Below are 23,569 nucleotides of genomic sequence, written 5' to 3'. Positions count from 1 at the left end.
TGGGTTGGGTTTGGCCGATGAGGAGCGTGATGCGCTGGTTTAAATCTGGTTGGCACTGCCCCTGATAATGAATCATATTATTACGCATAATGTATATTATGTTAAATGATGTATTATGTTAGAAATGTCTATGAGGCTTGTAACACACTGAGATGAGGTCAGATTTCATTTCAAGAAAAACCCACACCTGCCCTGCTCCTGATCCACGCATTCCAAGATATGGTCAGATGAATGCGTCCGTGATGGTCTCCATGCTGTAGATTTGACAACCCACATAATCTCCTCATGATTTTCACCAACGTCGATTCGCATATAACGGAGTCATCCGCCGCTGCCGTTGCCCGTATTCGATGAACGACGAGCCTCCGATAGAAAAGACGTCCCCCACTCCAACGACCCCAACCCCAAATGCGCCGCCAGCGTCTGGCCAATATCGGCAAAGCTTTCACGCTCACCTAACCAGCCCGCCGCCACCCCCGCACCATAAGCCAATACAGGCACATGCTCGCGAGTGTGATCGCTGCCCGGACGAGAAGGATCACAACCGTGGTCGGCGCTGATGACCAGCAACGTTTGCGGGTCCATCAATGCCAATAACTCCGGCAACCTGTGGTCGAAGGCTTCCAGCGCGGTCGCATACCCGGCCAGGTCCCGGCGGTGCCCGTAGAGCATGTCGAAGTCGACGAAGTTGGCAAACACCAGGCTGTTGTCTGGCGCTTCCCTGTAAGCCTTGAGCGTGGCATCGAACAGCGCGTCGTTGCCGTCTGCCTTGTACAACCGGCTGATGCCTCGGTGCGCGAAAATGTCGCCGATCTTGCCCACCGCATGCACGGTGCCGCCGGCGTCGCAGAGATGATCAAGCAATGTCGCCGATGGCGGCGGCACGGTGTAGTCGCGGCGATTGCCGGTGCGGCGAAACTCACCCGCGTGTTCTCCGGTGAACGGTCGGGCAATGACCCTGCCAACGGTGTATTCATCGCACAAGGTGCGCGCGATTTCACACACCCGGTACAACTCTTCAAGCCCGAAATGGCTTTCATGGGCGGCGATCTGCATCACGCTGTCGGCCGAGGTGTAGCAAATCGGCTGCTTGCTGCGGATGTGTGCCTCACCCAACTCGTCCAGCACGGTGGTACCCGAGGCATGGCAATTGCCCAGGATACCCGGCAAGCCTGCCTGCTCAATCAGGTCGGCCAGCAACTGTGGCGGAAAGGAGTTGACCGGCTCTTCGAAATAACCCCAGTCAAACAACACCGGCACGCCCATCATTTCCCAGTGCCCGGACGGTGTGTCTTTGCCAGACGATTGCTCCCGTGCATGGCCGAAGGCACCGCTCAATGCAGCGTCGCCCCAGTCGCCCGGCAACGGGCCGTCGCCACTGGCCGCCGCTGCTGCCCCCAATCCCAACCGTCCCAGGTTCGGCAGGGACAAAGGCCCCCGGCGCAACGGTCCATCGGCTTCGCCACGGGCGCACGCCTCGGCGATGTGGCGCAAGGTATCGGCGCCTGAGTCGCCAAAAAGGGCGGCGTCGGCACTGGCACCGATGCCCAACGAATCCAGCACCAACACGATGGCCTTGCTCATAGTATTTCCTGGATCAAGTTGCGTTCGGCCAGGCGTTCACCACCTAATCCATAGGCTGCGCGCAAGGCGGATGCGCCCTGCTCGGCTTGCTCTGTATTGCGCGCGTGTACCCAGCCCAAGGGCCTTTGCGCGTTCACCTGTTCACCGACAAAGGCCAACTCGCTGAAACCGACTGACAGGTCCAGCACGTCGTCTGGATGACTGCGCCCGCCGCCCAATGCCACTACCGCCAAGCCCACCGCCCGGGTGTCGATCTCGCTGACGCAGCCCGCCTCCTCGGCCCATACCGGTACCGACACGGCGGCCTTGGGTAAATGCCGGTCGGGGTTGTGGGCAAAGCCTTGCGGGCCACCCAGGGCACTGACCATTTGCTCGAAGCGCTGCAAGGCTGCCCCGCTCTGCCACGCCTGAAGTAATTGATCACGGGCCTGAGCCTCATCCCTCGCCAGGCCAGCCATCGTCAGTACCTCGGTAGCCAGGGCCAAGGTCACCGCCCACAGGCGTTCACTGCGCACCTCGCCCTTGAGCAGTGCTACCGCTTCGGCAACCTCCAGGGCATTGCCGGCACTGCGGGCCAACGGCTGGTTCATGTCGGTGATCAGGGCACGGGTGTTGACCCCGGCACCGTTGGCCACGGCGACGATACTGGCGGCCAAGTCTCGTGCCTGCTCCGGCTCGGCCATGAATGCGCCGTTGCCGGTCTTCACATCCATGATCAATACGTCGAGGCCGGCGGCGAGTTTCTTGCCGAGGATCGATGCGGTGATCAGATCAATCGACTCAACCGACCCGGTCACATCGCGGATCACGTACAAGCGCTTGTCCGCAGGGGCAAGGTTGGCGGTCTGGCCGATGATGGCGCAACCGACCTCGGCTACCACCGTGCGCAAACGTTCAGGGCTGGGTTGGCAGTCGTAACCGGGGATGCTCTCGAGCTTGTCCAGGGTGCCGCCGGTATGCCCCAGGCCACGCCCGGAAATCATCGGCACGTAACAGCCGCAGGCCGCCAGCAACGGCGCCAGCAGCAAGCTGATCATGTCGCCGACGCCACCAGTGGAATGCTTGTCCACGACCGGCCCCGGCAGATTCCAGCTCAATACTTGGCCGGAGTCGCGCATCGCCTCGGTCAAGGCAATACGCTCGGTCACGTCCATGCCCTTGATGAACACCGCCATGGCGAACGCCGCCACCTGCCCATCGCTGAGACTTCCGTCGGCAATCCCGGTGACAAACCGTTGTATGTCCATCGCGGCCAGGGGGTGCCCGTCGCGTTTACGGCGAATCACTTCTTGTGGCAACCACATACTGTGCTCCTTACAGTGAGATGAAAAAGCCGACAATCGCCGCGCTCATCAGATTGGAAAGCGTGCCGCCGATCATGGCCCGCAAGCCCAGCCGCGCCAGTTCCTGGCGGCGTTGCGGGGCGATACCCGTCAGGCCGCCCAGTTGAATGGCAATTGAAGACAGGTTGGCAAAGCCGCACAGTGCGAAGGTGACGATCACTTGGGTGTGGACCGACAACAGCGGCACACCGGCTTCGGCGGCTTTGGCCGGGGTCAGGTAGTTGGCCAGGTCGGCATAGGCGACGAACTCGTTGAGGATCAGTTTTTCACCGATAAAACCGCCGGCCATGACCGCCTCGTGCCACGGCACCCCAAGCAGAAAAGCGATGGGCGCCAGCACGTGCCCGAGCACCAGTTGCAGGGTCAACTGCGGGTAGCCAAACCAGTTGCCGGCCCAGCCCAGTAGGCCGTTGAACAGGGCGATCAACGCGATAAATGCCAGCAGCATGGCGCCGACGGACAGTGCCAGGCGCAAGCCGACCTGGGCCCCTTCGGCGGCGGCGTCGATGATATTGGTGGGGCGATTCTCTGCCTGCCCCAGCTCCTCGATCACCTGTTCGGTGCGGGCTGATTCGGTTTCCGGCTCCATCAGCTTCGCCATCAACAGCGCACCGGGCGCCGACATGAAACACGCCGCGATCAGGTACTTGAGCTCCACCCCCAGCCCGGCGTAACCCAACAGTACCGAACCGGCCACCGCCGCGAAACCGCCGACCATCACCGCGAATAACTCAGAGCGCGTCAGCTTGGCAATGAATGGCCGAACCACCAGCGGTACTTCCGACTGGCCGATGAAAATCGCCGACGTCACCACCATCGACTCGATGCGGCTGGTGCCCAGCAACAGGCGTAGGCCGCCGCCCACCAACCGAATGATCCAGCCCATCACGCCGATGTAATACAGCACCGAGATAAAGCTGCCGAAGAACACGATCATCGGCAATACCCGGATCGCGAATACAAACCCACCGCTGCCGAACACTTCAAACATGTGCGGCGAACTCAGGCCGCCAAACAGAAACTCGATGCCTTTGTTCGCATAGAGCTGCAGCGAGGCCACCGCCCCCGATAGTGAGGCCAGCACTGTCTGGCCCCAAGGCACGTACAGTGCAAAAGCACCGATCAACACCTGGATCAGAAACGCTACCGAAACCGTGCGCCAGTTGATCGAGCGTCGTTGATGGGATAAAGCAATGGCAATGAGAATAAGGGTCGCTATTCCGACAAGACTGATCATGCAGGCGTCTCAACAATGGACCAAGCGGACGCAGGCCCGAAGGCCTGCCCAGGATTAGAAAGCGTCGAAGGCGCCCGGCAGCAATTGCGCCAGGGTCCAGGTGCGCGTGGCGGCCGGGTCACTGCCCTGGCAAATCACCACCGCATCCTTGGCCATCAACTCCAGCATCACCTGGCGGCAGGCACCGCAAGGGCTTATCAGTGAAACGTTGGGTGCATAAACCGCCATAGCCTTGAAACTGCCCGGCGCATGGCCCTGGCTGATGGCGCTGAACAAGGCGCTACGCTCGGCACAGTTGGTCAGCCCGTAAGAGATGTTCTCCACGTTGCAACCCTGTACCACCTCACCGTCGGCGGTCAGCAACGCCGCGCCGACCGGGAAATGGGAGTAAGGCGAGTACGTGCTCTCGGCGGCACGCTTTGCCTGTTCCATCAAACGTTCTTCAATTGTCATTCACAGGGTCATCCCATCTTGTTGCGAGCACGGCCAGGGAGGTCGTGACGCTCTTGTGGTGTTATTTAAATAACAATAGATGTGATTATTCAATCTTTTTTTGCGCGCGTGTACGGCGGTGTCTGGCGGAACGGCTTGAACACTCCCGCCGCACGCGGGGTTGTGTAGTTTTCACAAGTAATTTCCCCCTCCCCTAGGTATGCTCCGCGTTTATTGCCGACCACTGATACCGGGATGCCAGCCCAGGCGCAGCTTATGGAGCCGTATCCTCAAGGACGTTTGAACGATGAGTACCCCCGCGCTGGACATCAGCAGCCTGACGCCACTGCCTTACCACCAGCAGGTAGTCGATTACCTGAAAGCCAGTGAACCTGCCGTGTGGAGCTGGGCCTCGTCCCTCGGGGTCCAGCAGGAACATGCCCAGGATGTGCGCGCGCAATTGCTGCGAGACACTTACCGCCTGAGCCCCGAGACTCATCCGCACGCCTATCAGGCATGCGAGACGGCGTTGCAGTGCTTGCAGATCCAGGCCCCTGCCACGCTTTACCAGGCCGGCGATGGCGCGATGAATGCGAGCCTGTATTACCTGGCCGGCGAAGTGCATGTGGTGTTCTACGGGCCGATCCTTGAACGGCTCGATGCCCAGGAGTTGCTGGCGTTGCTGGGGCATGAACTGGCCCATTACCGTTTGTGGTCGGAGCACGACGGTGACTTTCTCACCGCCGACCGGATCCTGAATCACGCGATGGCTGACGTGTACACGCCACCCAGCCTGGAACAGACCGCGCGGTTATATAGCCTGCACACCGAGATCTACGCCGACCGCGGTGCGGCGCTGGTGGCCAGTGGGCCCGAAGCGTCCATCACCTCGCTGGTGAAGATTCATACCGGGATTGTCAGTGTCGATGCGGCCAGCTATTTGCAGCAGGCCCGTGAACTGGATGGCAAGGATGCGCAGCTGTCCCAGGGCGTATCGCACCCGGAGGCGTTTCTGCGCTCTCAGGCTGTAGACAGCTGGTGGCAGCAGCTTCCAGAGACGGACGCCTGGCTGCACCGTAGGTTGCGTGGGCCGTTGTCGCTCAGTCGCCTGGATGTGACCGACCAGGTGGAGCTGACCGCCCTCACCCGCGGCTTTATCGCCAGCTTTATCAGTGCATCGGTGTTGCAGTCGGACGCTGTGCTCAATCAGGTGCGGGGGTTCTTTCCCGACTGGAAGGACACTGAAACGCCTCTGGACCTTGGCACGCTGAATGCCGAACGTATCGACGCGAGCATCCACGAATACCTGCACTTCATCATGCTCGACCTGAGCCTGGTGGACCGCGACCTGCGCGACGACGCCTTGCTGCATGCCGCGCGCACCGCGAAGAAACTCGGCAGCGCCGACGACTTTATCAACGTGCTCAAGCGCGATATCAAATTACCCAAACGTGAGCTCGACCCGATCGTTCGCGCGCTCAAAGCGGAGGTCGACACATGGACCCAATAACCCAACCCGTCACCTTCACTCAATTGCTGCAAAGCCACGATGGCGCTGCCGTGCCCATCGACGATGTGGTGTTCCTGGCGTTGCCGCTGCTGCGCCAGGTGGCGCAATTGCATGAACAGGGGCGTGTCGCCCAGCTCAGTTACCTCAACGTGATGCTGGGGCCAGAGCGCACCCTGCAACTGCGCAACCTCGAGGGCGTGCCGCCGCGCCTGGCGCTGGAGGCAATCAAGCAGGTGCAGCCCAATCCGGAGTCGGCGCTGAATATCGTCGGCACGGTGCGCCTGACCCGGGATTCGGAAAGTGGCGTGGCCATTACCGACCTGCACGTGCAGGAAGACCCGCACCAGGCCATCGACCGCCCGGTGTTCCTCACGGACTTGCACAGCTGGGAGCATCGTCTCGGGCATCACGACGAAATCACCGATATTTTCCAGCTCGGGCAGTTGCTGGCGTGCCTGGCCTGCGGGCTGGATTTTGCCGATATCAATGACGTAAAGACGTTTGCCCGGCACCGGCGCAACCTGTTCCAGCTCAACGGCCGGCTTAACCCGGTGCTGGCCAACCTGATCGTCGAGATGACCGAACTCAACCGGCACGAGCGCGCCACCGATGTCAGTTCCCTGGCCCGGCGCCTGGAGTCCTGGCGCGAGCAGCCGGCCAGCCTGGATGTCGAGCGTGTGCTGGCCCAGGCCGAAGGCCCGGCGTCGCGGCGCACGGTGGTGCTGGAGCACCTGCGCAACCGCTTGTTTGACCTGTCGCGGCGCAATCGCCTGCTGCACTTCCGGCCGACTCAGGCCAACGTCAACCTGACCGTGGCCAGCGTGCCGCTGGTGATGCGGATTGAAAGCATCCGGCCTGAATCGCTGTGCACCTGGCAGCCTACCTTCGGTGGTTTCTCCGAGCAGGTGTTGAGCGGCAAGCCGGTTGGCCTGCAGCAATGGCTGCGGTTTGAAGACCAGACCTGGCTGCAGGCGTCCCTCGAACGCATCATCCAGGAAACCCGTCGCGACCGTGCCGAGTTCGGCTTCAGCAACCTGCGCCTGGTGGTGGCCTTCATGCGCTGGCACAACCTCAAGGACACGCCGGAAGAACGCATCGTCACCCCGCTGCTGTGGCTGCCCGTGGAGCTGAGCCGCAAAAAAGGTGTGCGCGACCAGTTCATGTTGCAGTGCGATGAGACCGAGGCCGAATTCAACCCGGTACTGCGCCATCAGTTGCGTCAGCTCTACGATATCCAGTTGCCGGAAACCGTCGACCTGCAAAAAACCTCGCTTGAAGAAATCCACGCGGATATTGCGCGCCAGATCAAGCTGACCGAGCCTGGCGTGGAGTTGCGCCTGCAAAGCAAGCCGCAAATCGAACTGATCCACCAGAAGGCAGTGCAGCACCTGCAGCACTTCCAGCGGCGCCGCGCCCGTCAGCGCTCGGCCATGCCATTGGTGAAGCCGGATTTCAGCTACGACCGCGAAGATTACCGCCCACTGGGCCTGCAACTGTTCCAGCAAAAGGTCCTGCCCAGCGTATTGCCGCTGCGCATGGCGGTCGGTGGCAAACCTTCGCTGCGCGACCAGCATCCACAAATGGTCGCCCGCAGCACTGAAAACAGCACCTACTCTTTGCCCGAGAATCAGGGGCATCGCTACGCCTGGGACATCGACCTGACCCAAGTCACCCTGGCCAACTTCAACTATCGCAAGATGTCGCTGGTGCGCGATTACGCGCAGTTGATCGACGAACCGGCGCAGAACGAAGCGTTTGACCGGATGTTCTCCATTGAGCCGCGGGAGGTGGAAGTCCAGGCCCCGGACCCGATCCCGCTGCCGGAACAATGGAACGTGGTGGCCGGCGATGCGACGCAGAATGCCGCCGTCAGCCTGGCCCGCACCGGGCGCAATTTCATCATTCAGGGGCCGCCGGGTACCGGCAAGTCCCAGACCATCACCAACCTGATCGCCGACTACGCCGGTCGCGGCCTTCGGGTGCTGTTTGTGTGCGAGAAGCGCGCGGCACTGGATGTGGTGTTCCATCGCCTGCAACAGAGTGAACTGGGTGAGTTGTGCTGCCTGATTCACGATTCCCAGACCGACAAAAAGGCCTTCGTGGGCAACCTGCGCGAATGCTATGAGCGCTGGATTGCCGGCGATGCCCAGTCGCCGCAGTTGCAAGCCCGACGCAACGCCACGCTGGCCACCCTGGGCCAACAGTTGGGCCTGATCGAGCGCTTTGAACAGGCCATGGCCGAGGTACCGGAAACGCTGGCCTGCTCAGTGCGCGAGCTGGTGCGGCATCTGATCGACCTGCCGGCCGTGGCTGCCAAGCTGCCGCCCGAAGTCCTGGAACGCTTGCCCGAATGGCGTCACTGGCAGGCGCAAAGTGAACTGACTGGCCGCCTGTATCAGGCGATCAATGAGCGCTTCGGCCTCGACAGTTTTGCGCGTCACCCTTTCAGCCATCTGGCCTCAAGCCTCATTACCCACGAACATGCCTATGGCCAGCTCAAGGCGTTCCTGGATGAAGCCAGTGGGCTGATGGACAGCGTCGAGGCGTTTCTGGAGTCATCCTCCAGCCTGCTGTCCAGTGACACCCGCCTGGCGGATGCGCGGGTGCTGACCCAGGCAGCCGAGCAACTGACCGGCGCCAACCTGGCATCGCACCTCGACCTGTTGGAACCGGGCTCACCCGGTTCCCAGGCGTTGCAGGCCGAACAAGCCGCTCTGCAAACGCTGACCGTGCAACAACACAACGCCGCTGAAACCACCCGCCATTGGCGCGACAAACTCGCGCCCCAGGACACCCAGGCCGCACAGGATCTGGTGCAGCGCCTGGAAGGCTCCTTGCTGCGTTGGCTGCAACCGGCTTGGTGGCGGCTGCGCGGCGAGCTGCAACGGCGCTACGACTTCAGCCAGCACGCGGTGCGCCCCAGCTACCGCAGCGTGCTCGATAACCTGGCCGGCGAACACCGCGCCACCGCCGAGTTGCAGGCCGAGCAGCAGCGCCTGCAAAGTCACTACGGCATCCAGGACATCGACCTGTTCGTGCAAAACCTGCAAGCCCTGCTCCAGCAACTGAGCACGTCACCGTTATTGCGCCAGTGGGTCGAAGGCCTGCGCGGTAACCCGAACGCCCTGCCCGGTGTACGCCAGGAAGCCAGCCTGCGCCAGCCGGTAGCACGCCTGGCCGAGCTGGTTGCGCAGCACTGCGTGTTCGAACCGGCGCCGAGCCTGGGCGAGTTGGCCGAATACCTGCGTGATCTGCGTGAAGAACTCGACGAACTGCCCGACACCCTGCCCCTGCTCAATGAGCTGCACCAGGCCGATCCCGTCTGCCTGTTGGCCGTGCAACAGCACGCCTTGGCGCAAAAGGCGCTGGATGGGTTGATTGCCCAGGAAAACCTGACTCGCCTGTACCGCGCCAACCCGCAACTGGCGCGCTTCGATGGCCCGGCCTTGAGCCTCGCCGCCCGGCAGGTCAGCCAGGCTGAAAGCAGCTTGCTCAAACACAACGCCCATGTGCTCAGCGCCACGCTGCACCAGCGTTTCCTGGAACACGTGAAGCAATCGGCGATGTCGGTGACCCAGCTGGACGCCCAGGCCCGTGAGTTCAAGAAAGCCTATGCCAAGGGCCGCCGTGAACTGGAACACGAGCTGGGCAAGACCATGCGCTATCGCTCCATCCGCGAAATGGCGAGTGGTGACAGTGGCCGCGTGATCAACGACCTCAAGCCTATCTGGCTGATGAGCCCGCTGTCGGTGTCCGACACACTGCCGCTGACCCCGGACCTGTTCGACGTGGTGATTTTTGACGAAGCCAGCCAGATCCCCAGCGAAGAAGCCGTGCCGGCCTTGAGTCGTGCGCAGCAGGTGATCGTGGTGGGTGACGAGATGCAATTGCCACCCACCAACTTCTTCTCCAGCGCAGGCGAACAAGACGATAACGAACTGATTGCCATGGAGGACGGCGAGCAGATTGCAATCAACCTCGACGCCGACAGCCTGCTGAGCCAGGCCGCGCGTAATTTGCCGGCAACCCTGTTGGCCTGGCACTACCGCAGCCGACATGAAGCGTTGATCAGCTTCTCCAACGCGGCGTTCTATGAAGGCCGGTTGATCACCATTCCCGACCGGCGTATCGAGCGCCCTGCCCCCGCCCATGCGGCCCTGGACTCCATGGATGCCCAGGCGGTAATTCAGGGCGCCGATACGCTGCTCGACAGCCCGATCAGCTTTTTGAAGATGAGCGATGGCGTCTACCTCAGCCGCAGCAACCTGGCCGAAGCACGTTATATCGCCAACCTGGTGCGTGAGTTGCTGCAACGCGAGACCGGCCTGAGCCTGGGCATCGTGGCCTTCTCCGAAGCCCAGCAAGGCGTCATCGAGCAGGCCCTGGAAGACCTGGCCGCCAGTGACTCGGCCTTTGCCACGCGCCTTGAGCAAGAATATGTGCGTGAAGACGCCGGGCAGTTCAATGGGCTGTTCGTCAAGAACCTGGAGAACGTCCAGGGTGATGAACGCGACGTGATCATCCTGAGCATCTGCTACGCGCCAGGACCGAACGGCAAGATGCTGATGAACTTCGGCCCGATCAACCAGCGCGGCGGGGAAAAACGCCTGAATGTGATCTTCAGTCGTGCGCGTAAGCGCATGGCGATCGTCTCCAGCATTGAAGCAGATGCCATCACCAACACCCACAACGACGGTGCCGCGGCACTGCGCGGGTTCCTGCAATTCGCCCAGGCCAGCGCCAACGGCGACGCGCCGCGCTCCCAGGGCATCCTCGCCAACCTCAACCCGGGCGCCAAGCAATCCTTTGCGGTCAGCCTGCCCAAGGACAGCCTGCGCAGCGCCCTCGCCGCCGCGTTGCGCAAACGCGGGCATACGGTGCAGGAATACGTCGGGCGATCGCAGTTCCGCTGCGACCTGGCGATCAGTGACGCCAGCGGTGAACACTTCAGCCTGGGCGTGTTGCTGGACGGGGATACGGCGGCCGCGGCTGACGTGCGTGAGCGTTATATCTTCCGCCCGACCGTGCTGCGCAGCTTCGGCTGGAAGATTATCGACGTGCTCAGCCATGACTGGCTGCGGGCCCCGGAAGAGGTGCTGAATCAGATTGAAGCGCTGCTACGGGGTGAAGAGGCGCCTGCGCTGCCAGAACCTGAACAGCCAGTGGAACCGGAAACCGTTGAGGTCGAGGCTCCGTCTACCCCGGAAGCACAGACCCCGATGCGTGAGTTCACCTTTGGTGAAGGCAATTCCAACAAGTTCTGGCGTATCGGCGTCACGGAGGCGGACGTGGTGGTGAACTTCGGTCGCATCGGCACCAAGGGCCAGACCTTGATCAAGTCCCTCGACAGCCCCGAACACGCAGTGCGCGAAGCGCAAAAGCTGATCGCGGAGAAACTGCGCAAGGGCTATCAAGAGCAGGCGGGGTCAATCACACCGGGATGATTCAAGGACGTTATAAATCTCGGAAATGACCTGCAAGGTTGCGCCGTCAATGGTTCCTTCATTACGGCACAACACCCAGCCGTGATCCGCAGCCGCTTGCTCGAACGCCTGGGTACAGGCGACATGTTCTTCCAGCCTGTGGATCACGGTACTGCTCAGCCCGCGCCGACGTGCAGCGGCCCTTGCCCATGAAATATCAGGGTCGGTGACCACCCCGACATGCAGGTCCGGCACTTGCACGTTTCGATCAATGTTCAACTGCAGGATGTCTGCCAGCGGGACGCCCCGGCGAAACGCGGCATCCGACGGGTACCAGCGGTCAATCAAGACAATGCTGTCTGCCGGCTGTTGAGTCAGCACGTGTCGGGAAATCCAGGCACGGCTATCGGCGAAGCGCTTACACACCTCCCACTCCAACTCGCGGCTGGGCGTTCTGGCGAGTTGGTTAACCAGGACCATTGTTTCACTTCGGTAGGGATCGCTTTTTCTCTCGCACAGCCGGATCACCTTTTTGTTGTCCGCCCTCAGTGCTTTGGTAACGGCTTCCAGCAGCGTGGTTTTGCCGGTGCCTTTGGGCCCGTCCATGGAAACAAAGAGTGGACGGTCAGCCGCTTGGCTCAACACGGCTTTTCGATCCGGGTGCGCAGGGTTTCGGCGATCACTTTCGCCAATGCCGATTGATCAAACGGCTTGGGCAAGCGCGTCAGTGTGGTTTTGAGGTCCAGGGATATCTCTGCAAATCCAGACGAAAGAATAATGGGAAGCTTGGGGTACAGCGCCTCGATGTTACCGGCCAGCTCAATGCCCGTCATATCCGGCATTGCCATGTCCGTAATGACCAAATCAAAGCGCGTGCCTTGCGCCAGGAACGCCAACGCAGCGTGCCCGTCTGCCGCCGCCACAACATGATGGCCCAGGTCTTCAAGCATGGCTCCTGTGCTGATCAGCACCAGCGGGTCGTCGTCTACCAGCAGAATCTCGAGGTTTTGCTGATGGGGGGCATCGGGTGTGTTTGCAGTTGATGCCTGCGCCGCAAACTGTGTGGTATCCATCAGCGCCACCGGTAACCAGAGTTCTGCGGTTGTGCCCTCTCCTTCCTTGCTTTTCAGCACAAAGTGGCCCTGTGACTGGGCTGCCAGGCCATGGACCATCGAAAGGCCGAGCCCCGTGCCTTTTCCCGCGCCCTTGGTGGTGAAGAACGGCTCCATGGCCCGTTGCAAGGTCGCGTCATCCATCCCGGGCCCGGTGTCGGTGACAGCGATGCAAATCAGCCTTTCCGAGTCATTCGGCCTGCCGGGAAACGAATCCTCCCTCGCCGAAATCAGAATCCCGCCACGGCCTTCCATGGCGTCCCGGGCGTTGATCACCAGGTTCATGACGGCCATTTCCAGTTGGCTCATGTCGACCAGTACCGGCCGCAGGATCAGTGGGAACTGTGTGTCGACGCTGATGCCTGCGCCTAACATGCGGGATAGCAGGTCTGACATGTTTCTGATCAGGTCACCCACATCCACTGGTTGCGGATCAAGCTCCTGGCGACGGGCAAACGCCAGCATCCGCTGAGTCAGCGTCGCACCGCGCTGGGCGCCGGCGATGGCATTATTCAGTAATGAGTAGGTTCTGGAGTCCTGTGGAACACGCTTCTTGGCGAGTTCGAGGCTCCCAAGAATCACCATGAGGAGGTTGTTGAAATCATGGGCGATACCGCCGGTGAGCTGCCCCAGAGACTCCATTTTCTGGGCCTGGAATAACGCCTCCCGGGTTTCCTTGATCTCCTGTTGAGCCTGAACGCTCTCGGTAACGTCCCGGGTGATTTTCGCGAAACCCACGAGCTGGCCCTGCTCATTCTTTATCGGGTCGATAACGACATGCGCCAGGAACCCCGTACCGTCTTTGCGCAGGCGCTTTCCCTGCCCTTCATACCGACCTTCCCGGATAACCGTTTCAAGGGCGCGCTGCGGGACATTGTTGTCTACGTCCTCACGCTGGAAAAACAGGGAGTAGTGTTTGCCTATGACTTCTGCCGGTTCATATCCCTTGATGCGCTGGGCGCCGGCGTTCCAGGTGGTGATCACGCCGTTGGGATCGAGCATATAGAGCGCGTAGTCGGTGACGCCTTGTACCAGCAGGCTGAATTGCTGCTCGCTCTGGCGCAGGGCCTGCTCCGCTGCCTTACGCTCGGTCAGGTCCCGTGTGACTTTGGCGAAGCCAATCAGCGTGCCATTGTCGGCGCGTATCGGGTCGATAATCACCAGCGCCCAGAGACGCGTGCCATCTTTCCTGATGCGCCAACCTTCGCCCTCGAAGCGGCCTGACTGCTCGGCACTTTTGAGCGCTCGGCCGGGCAAGTCCGAGGCCAGATCTTCCGGGGTGTAGAACAGCGAAAAATGCCTGCCCAGCACTTCACTTTGTTCGTACTGCTTGATCTTCTTCGCCCCCGAGTTCCAACTACGAATCAACCCGTTCGTATCCAGCATGTAGATGGCGTAGTCGACCACTGCGTCGACAAGCAGTCGATACCGGTCGTCCTGATTGAACGACCCTTGTGCGGGTTGGGATGGCATCAGGAAAGTCTCGGGACAAATGAGTGGCTTGAACCCTCAGTATGTCTAAAAAAATCCGCTGCCAACCAATTTATTCATCTGAACGCCCTTTTTTGAGTCAAACACCGCCGTTGCGAGCAAAGCGCGGAATCTTCAACCCCAGGCTTTCCCGCAACGTCGTACCTTCATACGCCGTGCGATACACGCCACGCGCCTGCAATAACGGAATGACCTCCTGGGTGAATCGGTTGAACTGCTCCGGATGGCCGATGTAGAGGTTAAAACCATCCACCGCACGGGCTTCAAACCAGTCAGCCATTTTCCCCGCGACGGTTTGCGCCGATCCGACAAACGCCCCCGGGCGCAACTGGCGCCCAAACTCCACCGCCTGGCGCAACGTAAAGCCTTTGTCCCGTGCCTGGTCAGCAATGCGCTTGGCCGCCGTAAAAAAGCTGCTGCGTGCAGCCTCCAGGCTTTCCTGCGGAAACGGAGCATCCAGGTCGTACTGGCTGAAATCATGCCAGCCGAAATTGCGCCCGAACTCCTTCAGCGCCAGCTCAAAACTGTGGTCGGCCTGGTGATAGTGCTGTTCGATTTCACGGGCATGCTCATCAGTGTCGCCCACATAAATCTCGGCGCCGGGCATCACCAGCAATTGCTCCGGATCGCGGCCGTGTTGCACTGCCCTGCCCTTGATATCCCGGTAGAACGCCTGGCCCTGCTCGATGCTGGCCGCGTGGGTGAAGATCACATCGGCGGTGGCGGCGCCCAGGTCACGGCCTTGCTCCGAATCGCCGGCCTGGAAGATCACCGGTTGGCCTTGGGGTGAGCGCTGGATATTCAGCGGCCCGACCACCGAAAAGTGCTCACCTTTGTGGTTCAGGCTGTGGAGTTTGCTCGGGTCGAGAAATTGGCCGGTGGCCCGGTCACGCACGAAGGCCTCTTCCTCATAGGAGTTCCACAGTCCCTGCACCACCTGGACGTGTTCGGCTGCCCGGCCATAGCGGGTGTCGTAGTCATAATGCTCGTCGCGGCTGTAGTTGCCGGCGGTACCGGCGTCGCCACTGGTGACCACGTTCCAGCCGGCGCGGCCTTTGCTGATCAGGTCGAGTGAGGCCAGGCGCCGCGCGACGTTATAGGGCGAGTTGTAAGAGGTGGTCAGCGTGCCGACCAGGCCCAGGTGCCGGGTGCTTACGGCCAGTGCTGATAACAGTGTCAGCGGCTCCAGCCGATTCAGGTAGTGGGATGGCGAGCCCGGGGTGATGAACTGGCTGTCGACGATAAACATCAAGTCGAACAAGGCCGCCTCGGCCTGGCGCGCGATGTCGATGTACCAGTCGACGTTGACGCTGGCATCGGCGGGCAGTTGAGGATCGAGCCATAGATTGTGGCGGCCGGGCCCGCCGCAGCCCATGGTCAGGGCGCCAAGTTTCAGCTGTCTTTTGGTCATGTCTGAGGCGTTCCTTGGAGCATTCAGGGCTGGGTTTTGGCAACGGCTGGCTGCAACGACGCCGCGAAGGAATCGTCGAACAGCCTGGCTGCCGGGTACGACTTGACCAGGCCTTGGCTTGCGAAAAAGTCCACGGTCTTTTGCGCCTCTACAGGCGATTGGGCCGTCAGTGGTTCGACCGTCGTGCGCGCCCGGGCAAACCAGGCGCGGGCGATATCAGCATCAGCCCGGGTGCGTTTGGCCCAGGCGTCGGCATAAGCGTCGGTATTGGCCGGGCTTTGGCGCGTCCAGTCACGGGCTTTCTTCAGGCGTTGCAGAAAATCGCTGATTTGCGCACGTTTGCCGTCGACGGCCTGGGTGCTGGCGGCGATGAAGCTCTGGGCCGGGATCAGCCCTTCAGCGGTCGCCAGCACGCGCGCACCTTGGCGTTCCTGTTGGGTGACGTAGGGTTCCCACGTGGCGATGACGTCAACTGAACCGCCTTCCAGTGCATGGGAGGCATCCAGCGCGCTGAGGTAGCGCAACTCCAGGGAGTCTTTTGGTACGCCGGCTTTATCCAGCGCGGTCAGCAGCAGTTGCTGGCTCCAGGAGCCTTTCCAGAGGGCGGCGCGCTTGCCTTTCAGGTCGGCAAGGCTGTGGATCGAAGAGTCCTTTTTCACCAGGATGGCCACGCCGTCGAGGTTTTGCTGACTGACTGCAATCACCTTGATCGGCGCGCCGAGTGCGCCCAGGAACAGCACGGGCGCATCACCGAGCAAGCCGATATCCAGGCTGTTGGTGTTGAGGGCTTCTGCCACCGGTGAACCGGCGGTGAATTGCTTCCATTCGAGGGTATAGGGCAGATCATCAAGCACCCCCGCCGCTTCCATCACCGCCTGGGCGTTGTAGCTTTGGTCACCCACCACCAGGGTTTGCGCGTTCGCGGTCAGGCACAGCAGAGCGGCCATCCCGGCCGCCAGTTTTGTCAGGTAACGCACGTTCGTCTCCAGATGCCTTCTCAAGCATTTAAAGTCGATCCGCGCGTGCGGTCTCGGCAGTGTTTATAGGTAATCCAGCTTGCCTATACGATGCAGCCATGGATGCGGCGTGTAAAATACTGATTGCGCATAACCTAATTCGATAAAAATGCAAATAATGCATTTATCGGCGGTAGGCAGGAAATCAGTCAGGCCGCCAGTGTTCGCCTTTTACGTTGCCGATTCCCTTGTAGCCACCGTACCCGTCAGGTACCCAGCCGCCACCGGCATTGTCGCCAGTGCCGATAAAACCGCCCTTGCCATCCGATTCAAGCCCACGGCCACGGTTTTTCCCCGTGCCGATGTACCCGCCACGGCCATCGGATTCATAGCCACGCTTGCGGTTTTCCCCCGTCCCCTCATAGCCACCCTTGCCATCGGATCTCCAACTGCCACCCAGTGCGGTGTCTTCACCACGGAAGTAGCCCTTGCCGTCAGACTTGTAGTCTTCGCCATAGGCGGCGCCGTGTCCCGTGTAGCCACCCGAGCCATCCGGGCTGAACCGTTTGCCCAGGTTGTTGCCAGTGCCGGTGAGGCCACCGTCGTCAGCCGGAACAAAACCCCTGCCAATATTGGTGCCGGTGCCCTTCAGCGACCCGTCTTTTTGCAGTTCGTAATCACCGCCCAGATTGCCCCCGGTGCCCCTTAAGCCGCCGTGGCCATCGGCCTCGTAACCGTTACCGGCGTTGGTACCGGTGCCGATGAAACCCTCAGCCGCCTGGGTCGAGGCGCCACCACCCAACAAAATAAGGGTCAGCAGTATGCGAGAAGCTTTCTTCATGGTGTATCGACGTCCCTTTCGAGGTTAAAACGCGTTTTATCAAGCCGGCACTTTAACTTCATACAGGTCATTCTTGGTATGCCTGCGTTCTGTATGCCACTGGCGCGAGATAGTCCCGAACCTCACGCAACCCCACCCGATAAAGATTCCCTCTATTGGCGGTTACCGCGATCTTGAATTAACGTTCAACCCACCTGACCACCCCAGCCAACCCGCGCCCTTCATGGGTCGGCCTGATGCACCGCCAGTCATTGCTCAACCAAACAGTTAACCAACTGATTAATCAGAGTGAATATGAAAGAGCAGCCTCGGCAGCTTGCATCGGCACCGCAACCAGGGGCGCACCTCAACGCCCTTTTTCGACAAACACACCTTCTGGCTCCGCTGAGTCTGCTGTGCATCGCCCTCGCCGGCTGCACCGTCGGGCCGGATTTTGCGCGGCCCGATGTGCCGGCGAACGCCGATTACTCGCGGGAAAAGCTCACCTCCACGGCCAAGGCCGACATCGACACCGGCGGCGCAGCGCAGCGGCTGATCGCGGGGATGGATATTCCCGGGCAATGGTGGACGCTGTTCCGCTCACCGGCCCTGAATGCCCTGGTGGAAGAAGCCTTGCGTGCCAACCCGGATGTCACCGCCGCTCAGGCCGCGTTGCGCCAGGCCAATGAGCTGGTCTATGCCGACCAGGCGTCGCTGTTCCCTTCCGTCAGCGGCAATGTGCAAAAAGCCCGCGAGAAAGTCTCGGGCGTCACCTCGGGCATCCCGGAGTCGCCGATTCTCACGGTAAGTTCAGCGTCGCTGAGTGTGTCCTATGCGCCGGACGTGTTCGGCGGCACCCGTCGGCAAATTGAGTCCACCTCGGCCCAGGCCGAGTACGAACGCTTCCAGCTGGAAGCGACGTACCTCACCTTGACCTCCAACGTGGTCAATACGGCGGTTAGCCTGGCCTCTGTACGCGATCAAGTCGCCGCCACCGAGGAGATCATCCGGATCCAGAGCGGCCAGCTCGATCTCCTGCAGGCGCAGCGACGGCTGGGGGCCATCGGCGACACCGACGTGCTCACGCAGCAGACCGCACTGGCGCAAACCCGTGCCAGCTTGCCGCCGCTGCAAAAGCAGTTGGCGCAAACCCGCAACCAGTTGATGGCCTACCTCGGGCGGTTTCCCAATCAGGACCGGGACGAGCGCTTCAATCTGGCCTCCTTGCACTTGCCGGAAGAACTGCCCCTCAGCCTGCCTTCGGCGATCGTCGGCCAGCGGCCGGATGTGCGTTCTGCCCAGGCGCAACTGCATCAGGCCAGTGCCAACATTGGTGTGGCCGTGGCCAATCAGTTGCCCCAGTTCAGCATTACCGGCTCCGTGGGCTCGACGGTGGCCAGCGGGACCAAGCTGTTTTCGGCGGGCAGTGGCGTCTGGAGCCTGGCCGGGTCGATCACTCAGCCGATCTTTGATGCCGGCGCACTGGAACATCGCAAACGCGCCGCCGTGGCGGCCTATGACGAATCGGCAGCTCGCTACCGTGGCACGGTGATCGGTGCATTCCAGGATGTGGCCAACGCGCTGCGGGCGCTGGAAGCCGACGCCGATGCGCTCAACCAGCAGGTGGTGGCCGAGCGCTCTGCCCAAGCCAACCTGGACCTGGTGCAGGCGCAGTTCAAGCTCGGCGCCGTGGCCTACATCAACCTGCTCACGGCCCAGCAAACCTACCAGAACACCGTGCTGGCCCGCGTCAAGGCGCAGGCTTCGCGTTACAGCGATACCACTGCGCTCTTCCAGGCATTGGGTGGCGGCTGGTGGAACCGAACCGATGTGGACCCTGCGACCAAGGGCCGGCCTGATCGCTTCGGCCTGCCGTCGTGGAACGAGATCATGCCCGCCAAGAACAAGGCAGCGCCCGCCGATTCGGCACGGTTCAACTGAACTGAACTCTTGAAACAGCGAGAACACCCATGGCTGATGTCATTACCGCTTCTCCCCTACCACCCGAGCCCGGCGCACCGCGCAAGCGTCGACTGTGGCGGCCGATGCTCATCATGATCGTGGTGGTGCTGGTGATTGTGGCGATCATTGCCGGGGTGAAGTTCGTGCAGATTTCGGCGCTCATCGCCCAGTCAAAAGCGCCTTTGCCCGCCTCCGTGGTCACGGCCATGAAGGTGCCGTTCAGTGAGTGGCAACCGAATGTCACCGCCGTGGGCTCAATGAAAGCGGTCCGAGGGGTGGATGTGACCACTGAAGTGGGCGGCATCGTACGCACCATCGGCTTCACGCCGGGGCAAGAGGTGGCGGCCCAGGCGCTGCTCGTACAGCTGAATGCCGACTCGGACATCGCGCAACTGCACTCCCTTGAAGCCACGGCCGACCTGGCCGTGATCGTGCTCAAACGTGACAAGGCGCAACTGGCGGTTAACGCCATCTCCCAGGCACAAGTCGACACAGACACTGCGGACCTGAAAGCCAAACTCGCCGCCGCCGAACAACAGCGCGCGCTGGTGGCGAAGAAGACCATTCGTGCACCCTTTGCCGGGCGCATCGGGATCACTAGCGTCAATCCCGGCCAATACCTCAACCCCGGCGACAAGATCGCCACGCTGCAAACCTTTGATCCGATCTACATCGACTTCACGGTGCCCCAGACTCAAATGGAGGCCATCGCCATCGGCCAAGGGGTTTCCGTGACGGCCGACGGCCTGTCGAATCAAACCTTTACCGGCAAGATCAGCACCATCGACACCCAGTTCGACTCCACCACACGTAACGTCACGGTGGAAGCCACCGTCGACAACCCCAAGAAAAACCTGGTGCCCGGGATGTTTGCCCGTGCCGTTGTCACCTCCGGTGCCACACAGCGCTACCTCACCGTGCCGCAGACATCCGTCACCTACAACCCTTATGGCACCACGGTGTTTATCGCCACATCGAGCAAGAACGACAAGGGTGAGGAAACCCTCACGGCGCAACAGACCTTCATCAAGACCGGGCCAACCCGGGGCGACCAGGTGGCAATTCTGTCGGGCGTGAAGGAAGGCGATCTGCTGATCACCAGTGGCCAGATGAAGCTCAAGAATGGTTCGCCGGTGAAGGTCGATAACAGCGCCGCGCCGCTGAACGATCCTGCGCCGACTCCCCAAGAACACTAAAGGTGTCCCATGAAGCTTACCGATACCTTTATTCAGCGGCCGGTCTGGGCGATTGTGGTTTCGCTGTTCATCCTGATCCTGGGGCTGCGCTCGATCTTCGAATTGCCGGTAAACCAATGGCCACGCACCGAAAATACCGTGGTCACCATCACCACCGCTTACTACGGCGCGGACGCGTCCACGGTGGCCGGCTTTATCACCCAGCCGCTTGAATCGGCTATCGCCCAGGCCCAGGGCATCGACTATTTGTCGTCAACCAGCATCACCGGCGTCTCGACGATTACCGCCACGCTGCGGCTGAACTACGAGGCCAGCAAGGCACTTACCGAGATCAATACCCAGGTCAACTCGGTCAAGAACCAACTGCCGGCGCAGTCCCAGGAGCCGGTGCTGACAGTGGCGGTCGGGCAGACCACAGACGCCATGTACCTGGGTTTCTACAGCGACACCCTGCCCACCAACAACATCACCGATTACCTGGTGCGGGTGGTCAAGCCCAAGCTCGATTCGATCCAGGGCGTGCAAACCGCCGAAATCCTCGGCGGTCGTCAGTTCGCCCTGCGCGCCTGGATGGCCCCGACCAAACTGGCGGCGCATAACGTGACAGCGCAAGACGTGTCCACCGCCCTGGCCAACAACAACTACCTGTCGGCGGTCGGTTCCACCCGCGGGCAAACGGTGACGGTCGACCTGACGGCCGGGACCGACTTGCACACGGTGGATGAATTCAAGCGGCTGGTGGTCAAGCAGAAAGGCGATGCCCTGGTGTACCTGGAGGACGTGGCCACCGTCACCCTCGGCGCCGAAAGCTATGACAGCAGCGTGGCGTTTTCCGGCAAACGCTCGGTGTTCATCGGTATCAAGACGGCGCCCAATGCCAACATCCTGACGGTCGCCGACAGCGTGCGCGAGGCCTTCCCCGAGCTGCAATCCCAGCTGCCCACCGGGGTGCGCGGCGAGATCGTGTATGACTCCACGGCGTTCATCAACACCTCGATCTATGAGGTGGTGAAGACCCTGGTCGAGGCCATGATCATTGTGTCGGTGGTGATCTACCTGTTCCTCGGCTCGTTCCGCGCGGTAATCGTGCCGTTGGTGGCGATCCCGCTGTCGCTGGTCGGGACCTTCTTCATCATGTACCTGCTGGGGTACTCGATTAACCTGCTGACCCTGCTCGCCCTGGTATTGGCCATCGGCCTGGTGGTGGACGACGCGATTATCGTGGTGGAAAACGTCGACCGGCACATCAAGGAAGAAGGCAAAGGGGTGCTGGAGGCTTCGCTGGTTGCAGCGCGGGAACTGGGTGGGCCGATCCTCGCGATGACGGTGGTGTTGATTGCTGCGTACGTGCCCATCGGGCTACGCAGCGGCCTTACCGGCGCACTGTTCAAGGAGTTCTGCTTCTCGCTGGCGGGTGCCGTGACCGTGTCGGCCGTGGTGGCGTTGACGCTCTCGCCGATGATGACTTCCCGGCTGTTCAAGACCGGGCAGGAAGAAGGTCGTTTCGCCCGCAAGCTCGATCAGTACTTTGACTGGTTGCGAGGCCGTTACCACCGCGTGCTCTCAGGTGGCCTGAACGTGTGGCCGGTGCTGGTGACGTTCGGCTTTATGCTGTTCCTGCTGGTGGCCGCCAGTGGCATGACCGCCAAAAGCGAACTGTCGCCCACCGAAGACCAGGGGCTGGTGTTCATGCAGATCAAAGGCCCGCCCACCGCCTCGCCGCAGCAGATGGAGCGCATCGCCGACCAGGCCTTCCAGATCGCCAACAAAGAGCCTGAATACGCGCAAATGTTCCAGCTGACCGGGCTGCCCATCCTCAACCAGGGCCTGGGGGGTGTGCTGCTCAAAAACTGGGGCGACCGCACGCGCTCCCAAGCCCAACTGATCCTGGATCTCCAGCAAAAATGGAACCAGGTGCCAGGCGCGACCATCGCAGCCTTCCCGTTGCCGTCACTGCCGGGCGCCCAGGGTTTGCCGGTGCAGTTTGTGATCACCACCACCGACTCGGTAGAAAACCTCAATGAAGTCGCCCAGGCCGTGGTGGCCGAGGCCCAGAAACAACAGCTGTTCTATTTCTCCGACATGGACCTGAAACTCGACAAGCCACAAGCCAAGCTGGTGGTGGACCGGGAAAAAATTGCCGCACTGGGCATGACCCAGGCCGACGTCGGTGCGGCGTTGTCCGCCGCTCTGGGCGGCAACTACGTGAACTACTTCTCCACCGCCGGGCGCTCGTACAAAGTCATTCCCCAGGTGTTGCAGGTTGACCGCCTCAACCCGGACCAGATTCTCGATTACTACATCCGTACGCCCGCAGGTGCGATGATCCAGGCGCGCACCGTGGCGCACATCGAAACCACCACCCAGCCGGAGTCGATCAACCACTTCCAGCAACTCAACTCGGCGACCCTGTCGGGCGTCAGCGGCGTGGCCCAGGGCGAACTGCTGGCGAAACTGAACACCATCCTGACCAACATTGCGCCGTCGGGCTACACCTCGGACTTCTCCGGTGAATCCCGTCAGTTCATGCAGGAGTCCGGCGGGTTCTTCGGCTTGCTGATGTTCTCGATCCTGATCGTCTACCTGGCGCTGGCGTTCCAGTTCGAGAGCTTCCGCGACCCGGTGGTGATCCTGTTCTCGGTGCCTCCTGCACTCTTCGGCGCGCTGGCGTTTATCACCATGGGGTTTGCGTCGATCAACGTGTACACCCAGGTGGGGCTGGTGACGTTGCTGGGGTTGATCACCAAGCACGGGATCCTCATCGTGCAGTTTGCCAACGAGTTGCAGCGCGCCGGTCACAGCAAGCGTGAGGCGATAGAAGAAGCGGCCGGCGTGCGTCTGCGGCCGATCCTGATGACCACCGCCGCGATGGTGCTGGGCGTGGTGCCGCTGGTGTGGGCTTCCGGCGCCGGGGCTGCGGGACGGCATGACATGGGCCTGGTGATCTTTGCCGGGTTGTCGATTGGTACCGTGCTGACACTGTTCATGGTGCCGGCGATGTATATGTTTATAGGCTCTACGCACCATCAGGAGGCGCAGCAGCCGGTTCCCGTGTAGGAGCGAGCTTGCTCGCGAAGGACGTTAACGATGAC

14 protein-coding genes are annotated in these 23,569 nt (G+C 61.3%); 5 read left to right on the top strand and 9 right to left on the bottom strand.

The features are described from left to right. Window positions 1-321: 321 nt before the first annotated feature. The 4 genes from ACA046_RS16600 to ACA046_RS16585 are packed head-to-tail and all read right to left on the bottom strand — an operon-like array spanning window position 322 to window position 4,617. Complete coding sequence (locus ACA046_RS16600) at window positions 322-1,584, bottom strand: phosphopentomutase (RefSeq protein ID WP_497674424.1); 1,263 nt, start codon at window positions 1,582-1,584, stop codon at window positions 322-324. Next, entirely contained in the window at window positions 1,581-2,888 is a 1,308-nt protein-coding gene (gene deoA, locus ACA046_RS16595; RefSeq protein WP_497674423.1) for a thymidine phosphorylase, read from the bottom strand. Before deoA ends, ACA046_RS16600 begins: the two co-directional genes overlap by 4 nt. A 10-nt stretch (window positions 2,889-2,898) precedes the next feature. Then, on the bottom strand, window positions 2,899-4,164 hold the full coding sequence (locus ACA046_RS16590; RefSeq protein ID WP_497674422.1) for a NupC/NupG family nucleoside CNT transporter: 1,266 nt from the start codon (window positions 4,162-4,164) through the stop codon (window positions 2,899-2,901). A gap of 54 nt (window positions 4,165-4,218) precedes the next feature. Next, the gene (locus ACA046_RS16585; protein WP_152416432.1) at window positions 4,219-4,617 is read right to left on the bottom strand and encodes a cytidine deaminase; all 399 of its coding nucleotides are present in this window, start codon (window positions 4,615-4,617) and stop codon (window positions 4,219-4,221) included. Window positions 4,618-4,903: 286 nt separating this feature from the next. Between ACA046_RS16585 and ACA046_RS16580 the strand changes: the two genes are divergently transcribed. Both ACA046_RS16580 and ACA046_RS16575 read left to right on the top strand, forming a co-directional pair. Further along, window positions 4,904-6,106, top strand: a complete 1,203-nt coding sequence (locus ACA046_RS16580) for a M48 family metalloprotease (RefSeq protein WP_497674421.1) — start codon at window positions 4,904-4,906, stop codon at window positions 6,104-6,106. Beyond that, complete coding sequence (locus ACA046_RS16575) at window positions 6,094-11,550, top strand: WGR domain-containing protein (RefSeq protein WP_497674420.1); 5,457 nt, start codon at window positions 6,094-6,096, stop codon at window positions 11,548-11,550. Before ACA046_RS16580 ends, ACA046_RS16575 begins: the two co-directional genes overlap by 13 nt. Here the strand turns inward: ACA046_RS16575 and ACA046_RS16570 are convergent. The 5 genes from ACA046_RS16570 to ACA046_RS16550 all read right to left on the bottom strand — a co-directional run bounded on the left by ACA046_RS16570 (window position 11,533) and on the right by ACA046_RS16550 (window position 17,340). Then, window positions 11,533-12,135, bottom strand: coding sequence for a dTMP kinase (locus tag ACA046_RS16570; RefSeq protein ID WP_497677093.1), 603 nt, complete (start codon window positions 12,133-12,135; stop codon window positions 11,533-11,535). The two genes, ACA046_RS16575 and ACA046_RS16570, sit on opposite strands and share 18 nt — an antisense overlap. 32 nt (window positions 12,136-12,167) lie before the next feature. Next, complete coding sequence (locus ACA046_RS16565) at window positions 12,168-14,114, bottom strand: hybrid sensor histidine kinase/response regulator (RefSeq protein ID WP_497674419.1); 1,947 nt, start codon at window positions 14,112-14,114, stop codon at window positions 12,168-12,170. A gap of 97 nt (window positions 14,115-14,211) precedes the next feature. Next, a complete protein-coding gene (locus tag ACA046_RS16560) occupies window positions 14,212-15,543 on the bottom strand; it encodes an LLM class flavin-dependent oxidoreductase (protein WP_497674418.1) in 1,332 nt (443 codons plus the stop codon). A gap of 23 nt (window positions 15,544-15,566) precedes the next feature. Next, window positions 15,567-16,520, bottom strand: a complete 954-nt coding sequence (locus ACA046_RS16555; RefSeq protein WP_497674417.1) for an ABC transporter substrate-binding protein — start codon at window positions 16,518-16,520, stop codon at window positions 15,567-15,569. Between the two features lie 184 nt (window positions 16,521-16,704). Next, complete coding sequence (locus ACA046_RS16550; protein WP_318302551.1) at window positions 16,705-17,340, bottom strand: hypothetical protein; 636 nt, start codon at window positions 17,338-17,340, stop codon at window positions 16,705-16,707. A gap of 294 nt (window positions 17,341-17,634) precedes the next feature. On the opposite strand from ACA046_RS16550, the gene ACA046_RS16545 reads away from it, so the two are divergent. Genes ACA046_RS16545 through ACA046_RS16535 form a run of 3 tightly spaced genes read left to right on the top strand, consistent with a single transcriptional unit; the run spans window position 17,635 to window position 23,534 of the window. Next, window positions 17,635-19,260: an efflux transporter outer membrane subunit gene (locus ACA046_RS16545; RefSeq protein WP_459029145.1), complete on the top strand. Its 1,626-nt coding sequence runs from the start codon at window positions 17,635-17,637 to the stop codon at window positions 19,258-19,260. 29 nt (window positions 19,261-19,289) lie between these two features. Then, complete coding sequence (locus ACA046_RS16540) at window positions 19,290-20,477, top strand: efflux RND transporter periplasmic adaptor subunit (protein WP_459029147.1); 1,188 nt, start codon at window positions 19,290-19,292, stop codon at window positions 20,475-20,477. Between the two features lie 9 nt (window positions 20,478-20,486). Further along, window positions 20,487-23,534 (top strand): efflux RND transporter permease subunit, encoded by a 3,048-nt coding sequence (locus tag ACA046_RS16535; protein WP_497674416.1) that lies wholly within the window; start codon window positions 20,487-20,489, stop codon window positions 23,532-23,534. Window positions 23,535-23,569: the final 35 nt, after the last annotated feature.

This window comes from Pseudomonas sp. LBUM1641 (assembly GCF_059716235.1).
Note: the sequence above shows the minus strand (reverse complement) of the source record. Positions and strands in the feature narration are given on the sequence as shown.

Excerpts from the sequence above, each read along its gene's own strand:
- ACA046_RS16600 (WP_497674424.1), bottom strand. The coding sequence starts at position 1,584 with ATGAGCAAGGCCATCGTGTTGGTGCTGGATTCGTTGGGCATCGGTGCC.
- deoA (WP_497674423.1), bottom strand. The coding sequence starts at position 2,888 with ATGTGGTTGCCACAAGAAGTGATTCGCCGTAAACGCGACGGGCACCCC.
- ACA046_RS16590 (WP_497674422.1), bottom strand. The coding sequence starts at position 4,164 with ATGATCAGTCTTGTCGGAATAGCGACCCTTATTCTCATTGCCATTGCT.
- ACA046_RS16585 (WP_152416432.1), bottom strand. The coding sequence starts at position 4,617 with ATGACAATTGAAGAACGTTTGATGGAACAGGCAAAGCGTGCCGCCGAG.
- ACA046_RS16580 (WP_497674421.1), top strand. The coding sequence starts at position 4,904 with ATGAGTACCCCCGCGCTGGACATCAGCAGCCTGACGCCACTGCCTTAC.
- ACA046_RS16575 (WP_497674420.1), top strand. The coding sequence starts at position 6,094 with ATGGACCCAATAACCCAACCCGTCACCTTCACTCAATTGCTGCAAAGC.
- ACA046_RS16570 (WP_497677093.1), bottom strand. The coding sequence starts at position 12,135 with ATGGACGGGCCCAAAGGCACCGGCAAAACCACGCTGCTGGAAGCCGTT.
- ACA046_RS16565 (WP_497674419.1), bottom strand. The coding sequence starts at position 14,114 with ATGCCATCCCAACCCGCACAAGGGTCGTTCAATCAGGACGACCGGTAT.
- ACA046_RS16560 (WP_497674418.1), bottom strand. The coding sequence starts at position 15,543 with ATGACCAAAAGACAGCTGAAACTTGGCGCCCTGACCATGGGCTGCGGC.
- ACA046_RS16550 (WP_318302551.1), bottom strand. The coding sequence starts at position 17,340 with ATGAAGAAAGCTTCTCGCATACTGCTGACCCTTATTTTGTTGGGTGGT.
- ACA046_RS16545 (WP_459029145.1), top strand. The coding sequence starts at position 17,635 with ATGAAAGAGCAGCCTCGGCAGCTTGCATCGGCACCGCAACCAGGGGCG.
- ACA046_RS16540 (WP_459029147.1), top strand. The coding sequence starts at position 19,290 with ATGGCTGATGTCATTACCGCTTCTCCCCTACCACCCGAGCCCGGCGCA.
- ACA046_RS16535 (WP_497674416.1), top strand. The coding sequence starts at position 20,487 with ATGAAGCTTACCGATACCTTTATTCAGCGGCCGGTCTGGGCGATTGTG.